This is a genomic window from Nocardia sp. GP40 (assembly GCF_050434125.1).
GTDB lineage: Bacteria > Actinomycetota > Actinomycetes > Mycobacteriales > Mycobacteriaceae > Nocardia > Nocardia albiluteola.
Genome location: NZ_JBNPVW010000028.1, coordinates 19835 through 36448, shown reverse-complemented (window position 1 = coordinate 36448; position 16614 = coordinate 19835). Strand labels below are relative to the sequence as shown.

The 16614-nt window shown below is 68.6% G+C and carries 17 protein-coding genes; 8 read left to right on the top strand and 9 right to left on the bottom strand.

Features of this window, described 5'->3' with window-relative positions; translation table 11 throughout:
- Nucleotides 1-5 precede the first annotated feature (5 nt).
- Both ABH933_RS43805 and ABH933_RS43800 read left to right on the top strand, forming a co-directional pair.
- Complete coding sequence (locus ABH933_RS43805) at nucleotides 6-197, top strand: hypothetical protein (protein ID WP_429421916.1); 192 nt, start codon at nucleotides 6-8, stop codon at nucleotides 195-197.
- 146 nt (nucleotides 198-343) lie between these two features.
- Nucleotides 344-1624, top strand: coding sequence for an oxygenase MpaB family protein (locus ABH933_RS43800; protein WP_429421914.1), 1281 nt, complete (start codon nucleotides 344-346; stop codon nucleotides 1622-1624).
- Between the two features lie 70 nt (nucleotides 1625-1694).
- On the opposite strand, the gene ABH933_RS43795 is transcribed toward ABH933_RS43800, so the two are convergent.
- The 3 genes from ABH933_RS43795 to ABH933_RS43785 form a co-directional block, all read right to left on the bottom strand.
- Nucleotides 1695-2306: a TetR/AcrR family transcriptional regulator gene (locus ABH933_RS43795; RefSeq protein ID WP_429421912.1), complete on the bottom strand. Its 612-nt coding sequence runs from the start codon at nucleotides 2304-2306 to the stop codon at nucleotides 1695-1697.
- Nucleotides 2307-2397: 91 nt separating this feature from the next.
- Complete coding sequence (locus ABH933_RS43790) at nucleotides 2398-2817, bottom strand: DUF302 domain-containing protein (RefSeq protein ID WP_429421910.1); 420 nt, start codon at nucleotides 2815-2817, stop codon at nucleotides 2398-2400.
- A 170-nt stretch (nucleotides 2818-2987) separates the two neighbouring features.
- A complete protein-coding gene (locus ABH933_RS43785; RefSeq protein WP_429421975.1) occupies nucleotides 2988-3395 on the bottom strand; it encodes a carboxymuconolactone decarboxylase family protein in 408 nt (135 codons plus the stop codon).
- Between the two features lie 152 nt (nucleotides 3396-3547).
- Between ABH933_RS43785 and ABH933_RS43780 the strand changes: the two genes are divergently transcribed.
- Together ABH933_RS43780 and ABH933_RS43775 are read left to right on the top strand one after the other, a co-directional pair.
- Nucleotides 3548-3808 carry a metal-sensitive transcriptional regulator gene (locus tag ABH933_RS43780; protein WP_215923156.1) on the top strand — a complete coding sequence of 87 codons (261 nt, stop codon included), beginning with the start codon at nucleotides 3548-3550 and terminating at the stop codon, nucleotides 3806-3808.
- A 68-nt stretch (nucleotides 3809-3876) separates the two neighbouring features.
- Entirely contained in the window at nucleotides 3877-5238 is a 1362-nt protein-coding gene (locus tag ABH933_RS43775; RefSeq protein ID WP_429421908.1) for a DUF2252 domain-containing protein, read from the top strand.
- Between the two features lie 59 nt (nucleotides 5239-5297).
- Here the strand turns inward: ABH933_RS43775 and ABH933_RS43770 are convergent, their stop codons facing one another.
- Nucleotides 5298-6020 carry an SDR family NAD(P)-dependent oxidoreductase gene (locus ABH933_RS43770; protein ID WP_429421906.1) on the bottom strand — a complete coding sequence of 241 codons (723 nt, stop codon included), beginning with the start codon at nucleotides 6018-6020 and terminating at the stop codon, nucleotides 5298-5300.
- Nucleotides 6021-6236: 216 nt separating this feature from the next.
- Between ABH933_RS43770 and ABH933_RS43765 the strand changes: the two genes are divergently transcribed.
- Nucleotides 6237-6527, top strand: coding sequence for a hypothetical protein (locus ABH933_RS43765; protein ID WP_429421904.1), 291 nt, complete (start codon nucleotides 6237-6239; stop codon nucleotides 6525-6527).
- On the opposite strand, the gene ABH933_RS43760 is transcribed toward ABH933_RS43765, so the two are convergent.
- The 3 genes from ABH933_RS43760 to boxC are packed head-to-tail and all read right to left on the bottom strand — an operon-like array spanning nucleotide 6518 to nucleotide 11252.
- Nucleotides 6518-8095, bottom strand: a complete 1578-nt coding sequence (locus tag ABH933_RS43760; RefSeq protein ID WP_429421902.1) for a benzoate-CoA ligase family protein — start codon at nucleotides 8093-8095, stop codon at nucleotides 6518-6520. The genes ABH933_RS43765 and ABH933_RS43760 overlap by 10 nt on opposite strands.
- Before the next feature lie 11 nt (nucleotides 8096-8106).
- On the bottom strand, nucleotides 8107-9528 hold the full coding sequence (boxB, locus tag ABH933_RS43755) for a benzoyl-CoA 2,3-epoxidase subunit BoxB (RefSeq protein WP_429421973.1): 1422 nt from the start codon (nucleotides 9526-9528) through the stop codon (nucleotides 8107-8109).
- 5 nt (nucleotides 9529-9533) lie between these two features.
- Complete coding sequence (gene boxC / locus ABH933_RS43750) at nucleotides 9534-11252, bottom strand: 2,3-epoxybenzoyl-CoA dihydrolase (RefSeq protein WP_215923160.1); 1719 nt, start codon at nucleotides 11250-11252, stop codon at nucleotides 9534-9536.
- A 246-nt stretch (nucleotides 11253-11498) separates the two neighbouring features.
- On the opposite strand from boxC, the gene ABH933_RS43745 reads away from it, so the two are divergent.
- Nucleotides 11499-12371: a PaaX family transcriptional regulator gene (locus ABH933_RS43745; RefSeq protein WP_429421900.1), complete on the top strand. Its 873-nt coding sequence runs from the start codon at nucleotides 11499-11501 to the stop codon at nucleotides 12369-12371.
- 42 nt (nucleotides 12372-12413) lie between these two features.
- Here ABH933_RS43745 and ABH933_RS43740 read toward each other — a convergent pair whose 3' ends face one another.
- The gene (locus ABH933_RS43740; protein WP_429421899.1) at nucleotides 12414-12815 is read right to left on the bottom strand and encodes a winged helix-turn-helix transcriptional regulator; all 402 of its coding nucleotides are present in this window, start codon (nucleotides 12813-12815) and stop codon (nucleotides 12414-12416) included.
- A 95-nt stretch (nucleotides 12816-12910) separates the two neighbouring features.
- Here ABH933_RS43740 and ABH933_RS43735 point away from each other — a divergent pair, with 95 nt between their 5' ends.
- Nucleotides 12911-13753 carry an alpha/beta fold hydrolase gene (locus ABH933_RS43735; protein WP_429421897.1) on the top strand — a complete coding sequence of 281 codons (843 nt, stop codon included), beginning with the start codon at nucleotides 12911-12913 and terminating at the stop codon, nucleotides 13751-13753.
- A 45-nt stretch (nucleotides 13754-13798) separates the two neighbouring features.
- Entirely contained in the window at nucleotides 13799-14083 is a 285-nt protein-coding gene (locus ABH933_RS43730) for a hypothetical protein (RefSeq protein ID WP_429421895.1), read from the top strand.
- Between the two features lie 19 nt (nucleotides 14084-14102).
- On the opposite strand, the gene ABH933_RS43725 is transcribed toward ABH933_RS43730, so the two are convergent.
- Nucleotides 14103-16433: an MFS transporter gene (locus tag ABH933_RS43725; protein ID WP_429421893.1), complete on the bottom strand. Its 2331-nt coding sequence runs from the start codon at nucleotides 16431-16433 to the stop codon at nucleotides 14103-14105.
- Nucleotides 16434-16614 lie beyond the last annotated feature (181 nt).

The window sequence follows — 16614 nt, the reverse complement described above, 5'->3', positions numbered from 1 at the left end:
TCAACATGTTCGGCACCCCCTCCCCGATCGAAAAGCTCGACCCCGCCACCAGCAAGCCGGCCCAGCAGGACGTCCTGCCGGGCAACATCGACCCCGAAACGGCCGTGCTGACCAAGGCCCCCAACGGGAATTTCGTACTGGCCCCGCAGAATCCCAAGTCGTCCCCGGGGATCACGGTCTTCGCGCCGAAGAAGTGAGCACCTTCGGGCGGGACCCGATCGATCGGGCAGCCAAGAGGCCGCAAGGGTCCTGAAATACCTGGTAGTTCCCTACTCGGGCAGACGGTGACGAGGACGGAGATTAGAGTAGAAGGTGAGCGGTAGCTCAGCTTATTCTTCGAATCATGGGCAGCGACACTCGGGCCGCGCGAATCGAGCTCGGCGGTCAGGGCACGATTCCGGCCGAATTCCGGTACTGGGACAAGATCGATGACGCGGATGTGCAACGAGCTCGACGGGCCCTGAAGCGGGTGGCGGGCTTCGATCCGCAGCCATCGGAGGAGCTGGTGCGGGCTTTCGCGCATGCCTACTACGACGCTGATCCGGTCGCCGAAACCTTTGTCGACGAGGTGTATCTGGGCGAGATCGGGCCCAAGCGCGGCAGGGAGATGCTGGATCTGGCGCTCGAACGTGGGATCGACGCGGTGCCGGACGCGCCGGCGTCGATGATGCGGCTGTTCGAGGAGTTCGAGTCCACTCCCGAATGGCTCGACCCGGCGCAGGTAGCTTTGGGAGCCAGGGTTTTTCGGCGGTGGGGAACCTCGGTGTTCGCCTTCGCCACCACGAGCACGCTGGAGATGTACTCCGAATCCTCGATCGCCAAACCGCTGTCGTACACCGGCGCGTACACCGGGGAACGCGCGCACAAGCGGCAGCTCGAGACGGTTCGCTTCTGGATCGACGTCTCCGATCCCGGCGGACTCGAGCCCGGCGGGCGCGGGCGGCAGACCGCGATGCGGGTACGGATCATGCACGTGTTCATTCGCCGCAAGCTCATGCAGCGCCCCGAATGGGAGCTCGGCAAGTGGGGCGTGCCGATCAGCGTCGGCGACGCGACCCTCACGCTCATGGGCGGCAGCGTCGTACCGGGTCTGGCCCTGTGGAGCCTGGGCTATCAGACGACGCGCGCCGAAATCGAAGCGACACTGCACTTCTGGCGCTATGTCGGGCACCTGCTGGGAGTACAGCCGGACTGGTATCCGCGCGACTTCGCCGAGTCGGTGCAGCTGATGTTCGCCGCATTCGTCAAGCGCGCCTACACCGCCGGAGCCGACGGCGCCGAGCTCGTCGAGTCCTACCTGCCCGCCTTCGCCCCCACCCCTGGCAGCGGCTGGCGCAAGCGCCTGCGCGACGAGATCAACTACCGCATCCAGATCGGGTATACCGGATTCTGGCTGCTCCCAGCCACATACAACCGGCACCGCATGCCGCGCCGCCTGCCGTGGGTACTGCATCCGCTCGTCCAGGCACCGGCCATCTTCGGCATGGAAACCGCCCGGCGCCTCATCCCCGGGCTCGATCAGGTGGCCGACCGGGTGCAGCGCCGTCGTCGAGAACACTGGTACCGCAACGAAATCGGCGACCGGAACGCCGAATTCCAACCGGTGGAGGAATTCCGGCGCTGACCGGCTGGGCGTACCTCCGCATTCGCTCCGGCCATGCGCGGTCTATCGACGGCTTCGCCGACGGCGCCCATCAGGCGCGGTCGGCGTCGATCCAGGCGCCGATCATGCGCGCCGTCTCATCGATCAGCCCGTCCCGGTCCGCGGACGGCAGCGGCCCCAGCGCGATCCGGAAGCACGCCGCGAGGCCGGTGGTCACCATCACCTGCGCCCTGCGGTCCAGGACCTCCTCCGCGACCGGCCCCAGCTGATGCACCAGATACGCGCGGGTCAGCAGCAACAGCCGCCGCTCGAGATCGATCGGCGCGAATCTCTGCATCTCGGTCTCGGCGATCAGCGCCCGCACCAGTGCCTCCCGTTCGCTCAGCACGTGCATGATCGCGGTCATGCTCCCGCCGATCTGCTCCCGCACCGGCAGCCCCATGCCCCCGACCACCGCCGCGGTGAACCGCTCCTCCACCTCCGCGAGCAACCGCGTCCGCAATTCGACGACGATCTCGTCCTTGTCCCCGAAGTACCGGTACAGCAGCCCGATACTCACCCCCGCGTGCGCCGCGATCCGATTGGTCGACGACCCCACGACCCCGCGCTCGGCAAACACCTCCCCCGCCGCCGCCAGAATCCGCTCCCGCGACTCCCGCGCCCGCTCCTGCACCGGCCGCCGCCGCCGCGCCGAACCACTCACGCACACCCTCCTCGACCGGCCACCTCCTCCGATCGAACATAATCGAGCCGGAGGCGAACGCACTGGCAATCGCAGCCTGATCAGTTCTTCGTCAGACGGTGGGCGCGGACGGCTCGTCGGTGAGTGAGCCGATGGCCGCGCGGAGGCGGCCGGTGGCGTCGGCGGCTACCTCGGAGATGCCCGGGGCGGCAACCAGTTCGGCCATCATGGCCGGGTCCGCGGCCTCAACCAGGACCGTGTCGGGGGCGGTCGTGCGGACCACCACGTTGCACGGGAGGAGTAGGCCGATGCGGCGGTCGAGTTCGAGGGAACGGTGGGCCAGGGGTGGGTTGCAGGCGCCGAGGATGACGTAGTCCTCGATGGTGGCGCCGAGTTTGGCGTGCATGGTGGCTCGCATGTCGATTTCGGTCAGGACGCCGAAACCCTGTTGCGACAACGCCGTTCGGGTTCGCTCGACGGCGTCTCGAAACGATGCGTGGAGCGTCGCCGAGAGTTGACTGTCGGTCTTCATCGCCTCACCTGCTTCCTGTCCGGCCGAACAAGCGACGCCACCCGCCCTCTTTTACGGACTCGGGGTGGCCCGGACACCATTGTTCGGCCGGGACCAGCGCCCGGACCTGAGCGACATGCTGGCCGCAGCCGGACCAGGTGGTCTTGCCGCAGGCTTTGCACCGGACGGGGCTACACACGGGCGGCCGCCCGCTCCGTGGCCTGCGCGGGGGCGCCGGAATCGTCCAGGGCGTCGGCGAATTCGCAGAACGCCTCGTAGGCGCGGGCGCCGTGAATGGTGGCGGGACCACCGTGCATCAGGAAGCTCACCCCGATGGCCTCGGCCGCCTCCTGGCGGGTCGCACCAGCTCGCGCCGCGGCCTGGCCGTGCGAGGCGATACATCCGTCGCAGCCCTCCACCACGCCGATCGCCAGCGCGATCAGCTCCTTGGTCTTGCGATCGAGCGCACCGGGCGCGAACGCGGCCTGGCTGAGCTCGCCGAAGCCCTGGTAGACCCCCGGGATCGCGCGGCGCAGCTCGCGGTGCTGCGGGGTGAGTTCGCGGAGCACCTCGGCGCCGTGACGGGAAGCGTGCGTGATGGGTGATGACATCGGGATTCCTTTCATTGTCCGCGTCGGTGTCTGTTGTATCCCCCCAGGGGGTTATGACTCCGACGGTACCATCCCCCCGGGGGGATATACAATCGTTGGTGCGCGGCCAGGACCGGCCGCCGAGAACCGGAGGTACCCCGATGCGGCTCGAGCCCGACGAAATGAAGTCCGTGATCACCCGGATGAAGCGGGCGCACGGCCACCTGGCCACCGTCATCCGCATGATGGAGAACGGATCCGACTGCGAGGACGTCCTCACCCAGCTCGCAGCGGTCAACAAGGCCCTGAGCCGCAGCGGCTACGCACTCGTGGCCACCGGATTGCAGCACTGCCTGACCACCGGCGGGCCGGACAGCGTCGATACGAAGAAGATGGAAAAGCTGTTCCTGTCCCTCGCGTAGAGCCTCCCCGTGACGACTTCCGCAGCGGGGTGCTTGCCGCGACCGCGAGATAGCGAAAGAATTGCCGGATGGCGAATCCGGTAGCGGAGATGCAGCTCGAATCTGTCGGCGCGGGCAAGGCGGCCCGCAAGCGCCTCACCCGCACCGACGCGGGCGTCTGGGCGCCGAATGGTAGCCGGGAGGATCCGGTCGCGATCCTGGAACGACAGGCACGCACTCGGCTGCCGGTGCTGGTCCCCATACGCTACGCGCGAATGATGCAGTCGCCGTTCGCATTTCTGCGTGGCGCGCCGGCGGTCATGGCGGCGGATCTGGCGCGGAGTGCGCACACGGGCCTGGAGGTCCAGCTGTGCGGCGACGCGCACGTCTCGAATTTCGGCCTCTACGCCTCACCGGAGCGCAATCTCGTATTCGATGTGAACGATTTCGACGAGACGCTGCCCGGCCCGTTCGAATGGGACGTCAAGCGGCTGTCCGCCAGCGTCGTGGTCGCCGCCCGTGACAACGGGTTCTCCGATCAGCAGGCCGCCGCCGCGGCGCGGGCGGCCGCGGCCGCCTACCGGGAGACGATGCACGAGCTGGCCGGCATGGACAGCCTGGCGGTCTGGTATCAGCTCGCCGCCGCCGACGAAGTGGCGCGCCTGATCGATACACCCGCACAGCGCAAGCTGGCCACGAAGACGATGGCGGGCGCCCGGCGGCGAACCAGCCTGCAGGCGTTGGACAAACTGACCGAACCCGACCCGCACGGCATCCCGCGGATCAAAAATCAGCCGCCGCTGCTGGTGCCGATCGAGATGATGGATCAGCGCCTGGTCGAGGCGACCTTCGACGACTACCGCGCTAGCCTGCCCGACGAACGCCGGGTCCTGCTCGATCGTTACCAGATAGTCGATTTCGCGCTGAAGGTGGTCGGCGTCGGCAGCGTCGGCACGCGCTGCTTCGTGGTCCTGCTCCAGGACCGGGAGACCGCAAACCCGCTGTTCCTCCAGGTGAAGCAGGCCGAATCATCGGTTCTTGCAGCCCATCTGGGCCCGAGCGAATACCGGCACCAGGGGCAGCGGGTGGTGGTGGGACAGCGGCTCATGCAGTCGGTCAGCGATATCTTCCTGGGCTGGTCGGCGGGCCCCGACGACACCTGGTTCTATGTGCGCCAGCTGCGGGATATGAAGGGCTCGGCCGAGATCGGCGCCCTGTCCGACGCCGATCTGGCCGTGTACTCCGCGCTGTGCGGGGCGGTGCTGGCCCGGGCGCACGCTCGCTCCGGCGACCGCGTCGCCATCGCCGCCTACCTGGGAACGAACGACGTATTCGATACGGCCATGGCCGATTTCGGGCTGTCGTACGCCGACCAGACGCTCACCGACCAGCAGGCCATGCGGGCTGCGATCGACGCCGGACGGGTCGAGGTGGCCGCCGAGCCGTACTGACCGCGCCCACCCGCCCGGCATGCCGGACGACGAGTCCCGGCATGCCGAATCACGGTGCCTCACATGCTCTTCGGCAGCGTCGCAAACTGACTCTCGAGGAGCTTCACCACACCGTTGCGCCAGCCCTCGGCCAGCTCCGCCGACACCGGGTCGGGGAAGATGTCGTCCTCACCGGCCTCCACCGCGTCCAGAATCGCGCGCGCGACGGTCCCCGGAGCCGCCATCGGCAGCGGAATGTCGAGGCCCGCGTTCATCTCGGTGTCCACCGGCCCCGGCAGCACCGCGTGGACGCTCACCCCGCTACCGGCCAGGTGCATGCGCAGCGCCTGGGTCATGGACAGCGCCGCGGCCTTGGAGATCGAGTAGGACGGGCTGAACGGGGTCGGGGCGATGGCCGCGAGCGAGTGAATGTTCACGATCGCCCCGCCGGAGCGGGTCAGCATCGGGAGGAACGCCTGGGTCACCGCGTGCGGGCCGAAGAGGTTGACCGCGAGCTGCTGCTCGAGCACCGCGCGATCGCTCAGATCGTCGAAGGTCGTGATCCCGGCATTGTTGATCAGAATGTCCAGGGCTTCGACCTCCTCGACGGCCCGCCGGATCCGGGCCCGGTCGGTCACGTCCAGGGTCAGCGGCACCACCCGGGCATCGGAGTGCGCGAAAGTCCTTCGCGTCCCGGCATATACGCGCCGCGCGCCCCGTTTCAGCGCCTCCTCGACCAGAGCGCGTCCGATACCTCGGCCGCCGCCGGTCACCATTACGGAACTGTCCGCGATCTTCGCCATGTCAGCGATCCCTTTCTGCAGTAATTGTCGATGTCGTTCGCCGGTCACATATGGAGACAATCAGCGATCCCGGAACTCATCGCGGCCCTGCGGCCCGCAGTCTCACCGACCGCTTCGACACCACTGCACCAAGACTATTCATGGCACTTGCATGATGCAAGCGCCGTTGCTAACGTTCTGATTGCATCATGCAAGTAACTACGGAAAGGGACCGTCATGACTTCTATCGGTCGGCTTCTCACCGAGGAGCGGGGTCGGCTCACTGTTCGCCGGGTACTCACGGTCGACGGCGGGTCGGCGAAGGTCGAGACGACGTTCGAAACCGAGGGAGAACTGCACCAGTTCCTCGGATCCGGCTACAACGCCGGCGGCATGACGGCCCGCTCGCTCGGCGTCGCCGAGGGGCACGACCAGTTTCAGCCCTCCGAGGTGGAGCACGGTCAGAGCTCGGTGAACGTCTACCAGACCGCGAATCAAATCCTGTGCGGCAGTGGCGCTTATCGCTGAAGCACCGCGGACACCAGATCGCGCAGCACGTTACGGCGGATCTTCCCGGTGGCCGTCTTGGGCAGCTCGTCCATCGCCACCACGGCTCGGGGGCGCTTGAAGGCCGCCAGACCCGAACGGCACCAGTCGATCAGCGCGTCCGCCGCCAGCTCGGTCCGGGTGACCACGCAGGCGACCGGCTTGTCGAGGCCCGATTCGTCCGGCGCGGCGACCACGGCCGCCTCGAGCACGTCGGGATGTTGCAGCAGGCGCTCCTCCACCTCCGCCGGGGATACCCAGATGCCGCCCGCCTTGAGCATGTCGCCGGTGCGGCCCAGGCAGCTGTATGTGCCGTCGTCGTTGCGGACGTAGGCGTCGCCGGTGCACAGCCACTCCCCTTGGAACACTTGACGAGTCGTCTCCGTGCGGCACCAGTAGCCGACGGCCAGGGACGAGCCCCGCAGGTGCAGGGTGCCGGGCCGCCCGGTTTCCTCGAGGACCGTTCCGGCATCGTTACGCAGCTGAACCTCGTATCCGGGCACCGGCACGCCCGAGGAACCCTGCCGCACCCGCCCCGGCCGGTTCGACAGGAAGATGTGCAGGGCCTCGGTCGATCCGATACCGTCGAGCACCTCCACGCCGAACCGGTCCCGGAAACGCTCGAACAGCACCGGCGGCAGGCCCTCCCCGGCCGAAACACCCTGCCGCACACTGGCGAACGTGCCTTCATCCAGATCGCTGGCCAGCAGCGCGGCATAGAAGGTCGGCACCCCGAAGAACACGGTGGGGCGCTGCTCGAGCACCCGCGCCCCGATGACATCGGGAGTGGGACGAGCGCGTTCGAGCACGCCGGTCGCCCCGGCCGCCAGCGGCAGAAAACACGAGTTCCCCAGTCCGTAGGCGAAGAACAGCTTGGCCACCGACAGGCACCGATCCCCCCGCCGCAGGCCGAGCACGCCGCGACCGTAGAACTCCCCGATGTCGCGGATGCCCGCGTGCCGATGCATCGCGGCCTTCGGTGTACCGGTCGTGCCGGAGGTGTACAGCCACAGCGCGGGCGAATCCTCCCATGTCTCATATGCTTTCGGGAGTGGATCGGCCGCGGCGAGATCGCTCCACGGGTGCACGGCGAGCCCGGTGGCGAGGTCGAGATCGGCCGGGCCGTCCAGCACGACGTCGGTGACCTCCGGGGCCAGCGCGGCGGCGGCCGCGGCCGCGGCGGCGAATTCCACCGAGCAGCACAGGATCCGGGCGCGCGAGTTGACCAGCACCTTGGCCAGCTCGGGCCCGGTGAGCATCGTCGACACCGGCACCGGGACCGCGCCCAGGTACATGGCGGCGAGGATCCCGGTGAACAACTCGGCGTCGTCGGCCATGCAGAACATCACCCGTTCCTCCGGCCGCACTCCGAGGCGCCGCAATCCGCCCGCGACACGGTGCATCTCGTCGGCGAGCTCGGCATAGGTGAGGGTGCGGGAGGACGCGATCACCGCGGTGTGCCCGCCGCGCCCCTCCCGCAGGTGCCGATCGACCAGATGGTCGGCGGCATTGAACAACGGCAAGGGCGAAACCGCTGCGGCAGAACTCATTACCGAACCCCTCAGGACAGGTGCACGTACTCGTAGTCGAACGGTTTGCCGTTGATGCCCTGCACCGGCGGCGCCACCCAGCTCGCGATCTTGCCGCGCTCGTAGACCGGATGCATCAGCGAGCGCACGAACGTCAGATCCTCGTCGGTGGGCAGCCATTTCCCCCGCGCCGCCTCCCAGGTCGCGGCGTCGAGGATCGTGCCGGTCGGGCTGATGTGGAACCCGGAGTAGGCGCCCACCCCGCGGTTGAATCCGATGTGCGGCAGGGCGAACCGGAACTCGATCCCGTTGTCGGACAGGATCTTGTTCCAGCGGTCCAGGCCGTGGCGGCACTCGGCGGCGTAGCGGCCGCGCAGGTCCAGATTGAGTGCCAGCAGCGCGGACAGCTCCCGCGTGCCCCACGTGCCGTCGGCCCGGGGGTCGTCGAGCGTGACGCTGTCGTCGGTGAGCCGGTGGTCGTCGCCGCGCTTCTCCTCGTGCCAGCGCCCCTTCAGCCCGGCGGTGAAGTAGTTCGCCGCATTGGTGGAGGTCTCGCTGCCGAACAGGTCCAGCGAGACGCTGTAGTGGAAGTTGATGTACCTCTGGATGATCTCCAGCGGAATACCGCCGTGCGAGGCGATATCGAGGGTGTCGTGCTCGCGGATGAGCGCGGCGCTGCGGGTCACGACCCGATCCACGCCGGTGGTGCCCACGAACATGTGATGGGCCTCCTCCTTGAGCATGAACTCACAGGTGCGCGACAGCGGATCGAACGCGCTCTCCTTCAGCGTACCGAGCTGGTACTTGCCGTCGCGGTCGGTGAAATAGGTGAACATGTAGAACGCCAGCCAGTCGGCGGTCTTCTCGTTGAAGGCGCCCAGAATCCGCGGCGAGTCGGGACTGCCGGAGTTGCGGACCAGCAGCGCCTCGGCCTCCTCCCGGCCCTCCCTGCCGAAGTACGCGTGCAGCAGGTAGACCATCGCCCAGAGGTGCCTGCCCTCTTCCACGTTGACCTGGAACAGGTTTCGCAGGTCGTACAGCGACGGGGCGGTCAGGCCGAGCAGCCGCTGCTGCTCCACCGATGCGGGTTCGGTATCGCCCTGGACGACGATCAGCCGCTGCAGATCGGCGCGGTATTCGCCGGGTACCTGCTGCCAGGCCGGTTCGCCCTGGTGCTCACCGAACGCGATGCGCCGGTCGGGCTTGCGCTCGGCCAGGAAGATTCCCCACCGATAGTCCTGCGGCACAACGTGATCGAAGTGTGCCCAGCCCTCCTGGCCGACCGCGACCGCGGTGCGCAGGTAGACCCCGTGCGTCTCGAGTGTCGGGCCCATCTCGCCCCACCAGTTCAGGAACTTGGGCTGCCAGCCCTCGAGGGCCCGCTGCAGCCGGCGATCCGAGGACAGGTCGACATTGTTGGGGATCTTGTCCTCGTAGTTGATGGCCGTGGTCATGTCGCTCACACCCGCTTTCTGTCGAACACGGCCTTGCTGCCGGTGCCGTAGCGGCGCAGCGCGCCCTCGGGTCCGGATGCGTTGGGCCGGATGAAGATCCAGTTCTGCCAGGCCGACAGGCGGCCGAATATCTTGGTCTCGAGGGTTTCCGGACCGACGAACCGGTGGTTGGCCTCCATGCCGGTGCACGCGTCCGGCGACAGGGCCGCGCGGCCCTCGAGCGCCAGGCGGACCTCGTCCTCCCAGTCGATGTCGTCCGGGGCCGCGGTGACCAGTCCCAGCTCCAGCGCCCGTGCCGGGGTAAGTCGTGCGCCGAGGTCGTTCTCGCGCAGCCGGTTCAGCTGTTCGGCATGGCCGTAGAAGCGGGATTCCAGGCGCGAGAGGCCGTTACCCATGGGAAATACACCGAAGTTCGCGGCGCTCAACCGCATCCAGGCGCGCTCGTCGCTGTCCTCGTCGTCCAGGGGTGGGCCGTCGAGGATGTACTGCCGATCGCACGCAAGCGCCAGTTCGGCGAGCATGCCGGTGCAGCAGTCTCCCGGCTCGAGTACCGCGATCAGGCTGCGGCTGGTGACATCCAGGCGCTTGAGTACCCGCTTGTAGTAATGCACGATTTCCCGTGCCAGCCAATGGCTTGCGGCATTGTCCAGCAGCAGCCGCTCGTGGTCCTCGACGCGATCGGCCGCGCCCGCCGTGCGCAGGATCCAGGTGCCGACGGCGGTCTCGTTGGCACGCAGCCGCAGGATCAGATCGTCCAGCTCCCGCGTCATTGCCAGCGGCCAGAACTCCGCGCCCTGCGCCGCGGCGGCCGCCATATCCTCCGGCACCGGATTGTCGGGCCCGTGCACGGTGATCGTCACCGCACCGCGGGGGCGATCGAATTCGGCACTCACGTGCGGATATCGGATGATGTCGCCCTCGATCGTGCGCGCCAGCGGCGTCAGCTCGACACCGTGGGCGTCCCCGGGGCGATCGGACCGGGCGGCCAGCTCCACCGCGCGCTCCCGCACGGCCTCGTCGAACCGGCGCGGCGGGGCCAGCTCGTCCACCAGGTTCCAGCCCAGCGCGGTCTTGCCGCGCACGCCGTCCGGGCGGGTGGCGAAGACGTCGGCCAGATCCCGGCGCACGAATCGCTTGTCCACCAATCGCGTCAGCCCGCCGGTACCGGGCAGCACGCCCAGCAGCGGCACCTCCGGCAGCGACACCGCGGAGGAGTTGTCGTCCACCAGGAGAATATGTTCGCAGGCCAGCGCGAGTTCGTAGCCGCCGCCCGCGCAGGTGCCGTTCACCGCGGCCAGGTAGGTCTGCCCGGAGTGCGCGGTGGCATCCTCCATGCCGTTGCGGGTCTCGTTGGTGAACTTGCAGAAGTTCACCTTCCACTCGTGCGGCGACGCGGCCAGCATCCGAATGTTGGCCCCGGCGCAGAAGATTCGATCCTTGCCGCTGGTGACCACGACGGTCCGGACCTCCGGATGCTCGAACCGCAACCGCTGGGTCGCGTCGTACAGCTCGATGTCCACGCCGAGGTCGTACGAGTTCAGCTTCAGTTCGTATCCGGGCGCGAGCCCGCCGTCCTCGGCCACATCCAGTGTCAGCCAGGCGATCTCACCATCGGGGCGCAGCGTCCAGTGCCGGTACCGGTCTGGATGGGTGTCGAACGAGACCTCCGGCATGCCGGCGGCGCCGGGCGTCGAGACCGCGGGCTCGTCGGTAGCGACTGCCATGGGTCCTCCTTGTAGTGATCATCACATTCTCCCCCATGCCGATATGCTACATCGACCCGTTGTATCGTCAGTATTATGTAGATAATTGTTCACCCGACGCCGCGCTCGAGTCGCGTGCGCCGGGTGCGACACTTTCTTGTTCAAGAGCATCGGAGAGAAAGGGGGTCCCGTGACCGAGCGCAGCGAGGGAACCATGACACAGCCCTCCTCGGGCACGGCGGAGCCGAGCGCCAGCGAGGTGACGGCGTGACCGGTACACCGCGCAGTACCGAGGACGCCGGCGCGGTTCCGGCGCTCAGCCGCCGGCGCGAGGTGGGCGAGGCCAGCGCGCGGTCGCTGCTCATGACGATCCTGGGCGAGTTCGCGCTGCCGTCCGGCGAGCCGGTCTGGACCTCCACCCTGGTCCGGGTGCTCGGACTCGCCGGGGTAGAGGAGAAGTCGGCACGCCAGTCACTGGCCCGCACGGCCGCGGAGGGCTGGCTCTCCCCGGATCGGGTGGGGCGCCGGGTGCGCTGGAATCTGACCGACGCGGGCAGGCGGCTGCTGGTCGAGGGCGCCGAGCGCATCTACTCGTTCGGCTCCGCCGAGCAGTCCTGGGACGGGCGCTGGCTCGTCGTGCTCATCTCGATCCCGGAATCGATGCGGGGGCTGCGGCACAAGCTGCGGACCCAATTCAGCTGGGCCGGTTTCGGATCCCCGTCACCCGGGGTGTGGATCACCCCGCATACCGCCACCGAGGCCGAGGCCCGCACGGTGATCGAAGATCTCGACCTGGCCGACAAGGCCATGTCGTTCGTCGCCGAATACGGGACGCTCGGGAATCAGCGTGACATGGTCACCGCCGCATGGGATCTCGACGAGGTCGAGCGGCACTACGAGGACTTCATCGCCGGATTCGCCGACCTCGCCCCCGCGACCCCCGACGAGATCCTGACCGCACAGATCCGGCTCGTCCAGGAGTGGCGCCGTTTCCCGTTCCTGGACCCGCAACTACCGCAGACGCTGCTACCCCGGCCCTGGAGCGGCACCGCCGCGACGACCCTGTTCCACGACCAGCACGGCGCGTGGGCGGAAACGGCCGGCCCCCACTGGGCCGAGCTGGCAGCGACCGACAGCTGACGCGGTAGCCGAATCGCGTTCCGGAACAACGGTATCGGGTGTTCAGACGACTCCGGCGTCGTGGATCTCGTTGGCGCGGTCGACCTCGGCCATGTGCGCCTCGGCCCAGGTCCGCAGCACTGCCAGCGGCCCCTCCAGCGTCGCACCGAGTTCGGTGAGCCGATAGTGCACGCTCGGCGGCACGGTCGGCTCCACCCGCCGGGCGACCAGGCCGTCGCGGACCAGGCCGTGCAGGGTCACCGAGAGCATCTTCTGCGAGACCCCGGGCATCCGGCGGCGCAACTCGGCGAACCGCACCTCCCCGGGTGCGGCCTCGCCGAGCACGTTGACCACCATCGAGGTCCACTTCGTCCCGATGCGATCCAGCAGCCACCGGGTCGGGCACTCCGGATCGAACAGATCACCGCGCGCGGATCCGGCCGCGCGCCCCGATCGAGCGGTCACTTCGACCTCACCACCTATCGCGAAAGTGCCCTCTTGGCACGCTTTCGATAGTTACCTATCGTCTCCTGGTAACCAATAGTAACCAGGAGAACCGCATGGCATCCACCCCCGCGATCGAACTCCATCGCATCGCCACGAACGGCATCGAGGCGAACGTGGCGACGGCCGGAACCGGTCCCGCGGTCGTGCTGCTGCACGGCTTTCCGCACACGTGGCAGCTGTGGCGCGAGATCATCGGGCCGCTCTCGGCCCGGTTCCGGGTGATCGCCCCGGACCTGCGCGGGTTCGGAGCCAGCACCCGGGCGCCGGACGGCTACGACGCGGAGACCCTGACCGAGGATCTCGCGGGCATCCTGGACGCGCTCGCCGTGCCCGACGCGGCCGTGGCCGGCATCGACGCCGGGGCGCCCGTCGCGACCCTGCTGGCCCTGCGCGCGCCCGAGCGGGTCCGGCGGCTCGTCGTCATGGAGTCGATGCTGGGATCGCTGCCCGGGGCCGAGGAGTTCCTCGCCGCCGGCCCGCCCTGGTGGTTCGGATTCCACGCGGTTCCGGGCCTGGCCGAAACGGTGCTGGCCGGACACGAGGCGCGATACATCGATTGGTTTCTCGACATCGGCACCCGGGGCCGCGGCGTGCCGCCGGCGATCCGCGACGCGTTCGCCGCCGCCTATGCCGGACCGGACGCGCTGCGCTGCGCCTTCTCCTATTACCGCGCGCTGCCCGCGAGTGCGGCTCAGCTCGGCGGGGCCGCGGCCCGCGGGCGCCTGACCATGCCGACCCTGGCGATCGGCGCGCACCCCGTCGGCGACGCCACCGCGCGCCAACTCCGTCCGATCGCGGACGACCTTGCCGCCCATATCATTCCGGACTGCGGGCACATCATCCCGCTGGACCGCCCGCGGGAACTGCTCGAACTGCTGCTGCCCTTCCTGACCTGATCTACGAGGTCGAATCGCGCTGCGGCCCTAGGAGACTCCCAGCCGGTGAGTCCGGGACAGGACCTCCTGGCAGTAGGAGGCCACGGCCTGCGCCCGCCGGGTGAGCAGCAGATGCCCCTCGGCGTGCGCGATGACGACCGGGAGCGGGCTGATGGGATCCGAAATCGGCACCGTGGCAACCGGTTTGCCCTGACCTACGTCGGTTTCGCGGCGTCGTTCGTGCTGGCGGTCCTGGCGCCCCTGGGCAGCCCGACCCGCCAGCTGCTCTACGTCGCTGCCCTGGCCGCGGCATGTCTGGCCTGGCTGATGTGGGCACAGCAGAGGGTGTGAGGGGGTCGGGCCGATGGGGTCAGTTGTAGCTCAGGTCCACATCGTGGGTGATCCGGTTGCCCTCGACCGTCACGTTGCTGGTCACCGGCGGGTAGCCGCGGGTGACCACCGCGTAGCGGCCCTCGGCCAGATCGGGCACCAGGTAGCGGCCGTTCGCGTCGGTGCGCGCGACCGCGACCACATCGCCGTCGGCATCCAGCACGCTCACCTGCGCGTCGGGCACCAGCCGGTCACCGGCCTGCACCGCGCCCGCGAGCACTGCCGTCGGCTCCAATTCGATGTCGTGGCGCAGCATTCCGCTCTCGGGCACGGTCAAGGTGCCCGCGGCCGGGCGCATGTTCGCGGCCACCGCGACGACCGTGTGGACGCCCGGCGTCACGCCGCAGGCGTAGGCGCCGTCCTCGCCGGTGACCGCGGCCCCGACCACCTCGCCGCGGGTATTCGTCAGCGTGACAGTCGCTTCCGCGATCGGCGCCCCGCTGCCCGCGCGACGCACCGTGCCGGTGAGCTCGCCCGAGCTCGGCAGTGCGATCTCCACCCGCTGCGGCCGCGCGCCGACCAGGACACTCACCGCGGCGGGCTGATGCCCGGGGGCCGAGGCGATCAGCACGTAGCTGCCCTGGTTCGGGGCGTCGATGGCGAACTCGCCGTCCGCATCGGTGCCCGTCCGCGAAACCTGTTGTCCGCGTGGACCGATCAGCGTCAGCACGACACCGGTCACGATGCCGCCGCCGTCCCGGCGCACGCCGCCCTGAATCGAGTGCCCCGCGGGATCGGCGGCGCGGTTCGACACCGGCCGCGCCGAGACCGACACCGTGCCGGTCGAATTGGCCACCCGATGCGCCGGACCCGATCCGTTCGTCCCGTTGACCGACGGTGTGGCCGCGAGCGCGAACTCCGCCACCGGAATGGAATCCGGGGCCGACAGCGACTCGATCACAACCTCCGAGTGCTGCTCGCTCCGCGTCCGGCCGGACGGGATGACGATCGATCCCAGCACCGCCAGCAGCGAAACACCGCCGAGGAACCAGAACACGCCCGTGTAGCCCGAATCCGACGGAAGCCCGTGCGCCACATGCGTGCCCGAGGTCAGGATGACCGAGGAGACGGCGCTGCCGATCGCGCCGCCGACCGTCCGCACATTGGCGTTCATGCCGGTGGCCGCGCCGGTCTGGGCCGGAGGCACCGCCGCGACGATGATCGCGGGCATCGAGGAGAACGACATGCCGATACCCAGGCCGAGCAGCACGGCGGTCAGGAAGATCTCCCAGCTCTGGTCGTGCCCGACCGCGAGGATCCCGAAGCCTACCGTCGTGATGACGGCGCCGATCAGCACGATCGCCTTGGAGCCGATGCGCGCGGCCATCGGCCCGATCGCGAAACCGATGAGGAACATCGCCACCGACAGCGGCAGCATGTACAGCCCGGACTTGGTGATGCTCAGGGACAGGCCGTATCCCGCGACCGACTTGGAGGTCTGCAGCAGCTGCGGCAGGAACGTCATCATCGCGTACATCGCGGCGCCGGTCAGCACGGCCACGACGTTGGTCGTCCACACGGCCGGGAAACGCATGGTCCGCATGTCGATCAGCGGTGAGTCCGAACGCAGTTCGACCACCACCCACGCGATCGCGCACACCACGGCCGCCGCGAAGAGGCCGAGGGTCCAGCCCGAGGCCCAGCCCCACTTCGGCCCCTGACTCACCGCCAGCAGCAGCGCCACCAGCCAGGCCGACAGCAGAATCGCCGCGGCCCAGTTGATCCGGCCCGGGCTGCGCACCGGCGACTCGGGCACGAACACCACCGCGGCCACCGCGGCGATCGCGGTCAGGATCATCGGAATCCAGAAGAGCCAGTGGTAGTTCAGGTGCTGGACGATCGGACCGGCCAGCACCAGGCCGATTCCGGAGCCGACCGCGATCAGCGAGGAGGCGATGCCCACCGCGCCGTTCAGCTTCTTCACCGGGAACTCGTCGCGAATGATGCCGAACGCCAGCGGAATCACGCCGCCGCCCAGGCCCTGGATCACGCGCGCCACGATCATCACGCTCACCGAGGTGGTCAGCGCCGCGATCAGCGAGCCCACCGCGAGCGCGACGAGGGTGACGACGAGCATGCGCTCCTTGCCGACCTTGTCGCCGATCCGCCCGAGGATCGGCGTGGCCACCGAGGCCGACAACAGATAACCGGTCATCAGCCACGTCGCGGTGCTCTGCGAGGTGTGCAACGCCGGAATCAACAACGAGAACACCGGCACGACCAACGACTGCAAGAGCCCGTACGCGGCAATTCCGAGCAGCAGTACGGCAAATACGACGTTGTAGTGCGGGCGAGTCTTCAACATCGCCATGACCTGTGGAACCCTCCCACGAAAGCAAACGGAGTCAATCTCCGTTTAGTAGCCTAACAGAAGCTGAGAGCTTTCGCTCCGCTCGATTTGTGATCTCCAACTCAGCGCGAGCTGCTCCAATCGGCGCTGCGGGACTGTCGAATAGGCGCGCTTCGCCCGCCGCCGAACCCAAAGGTCAACA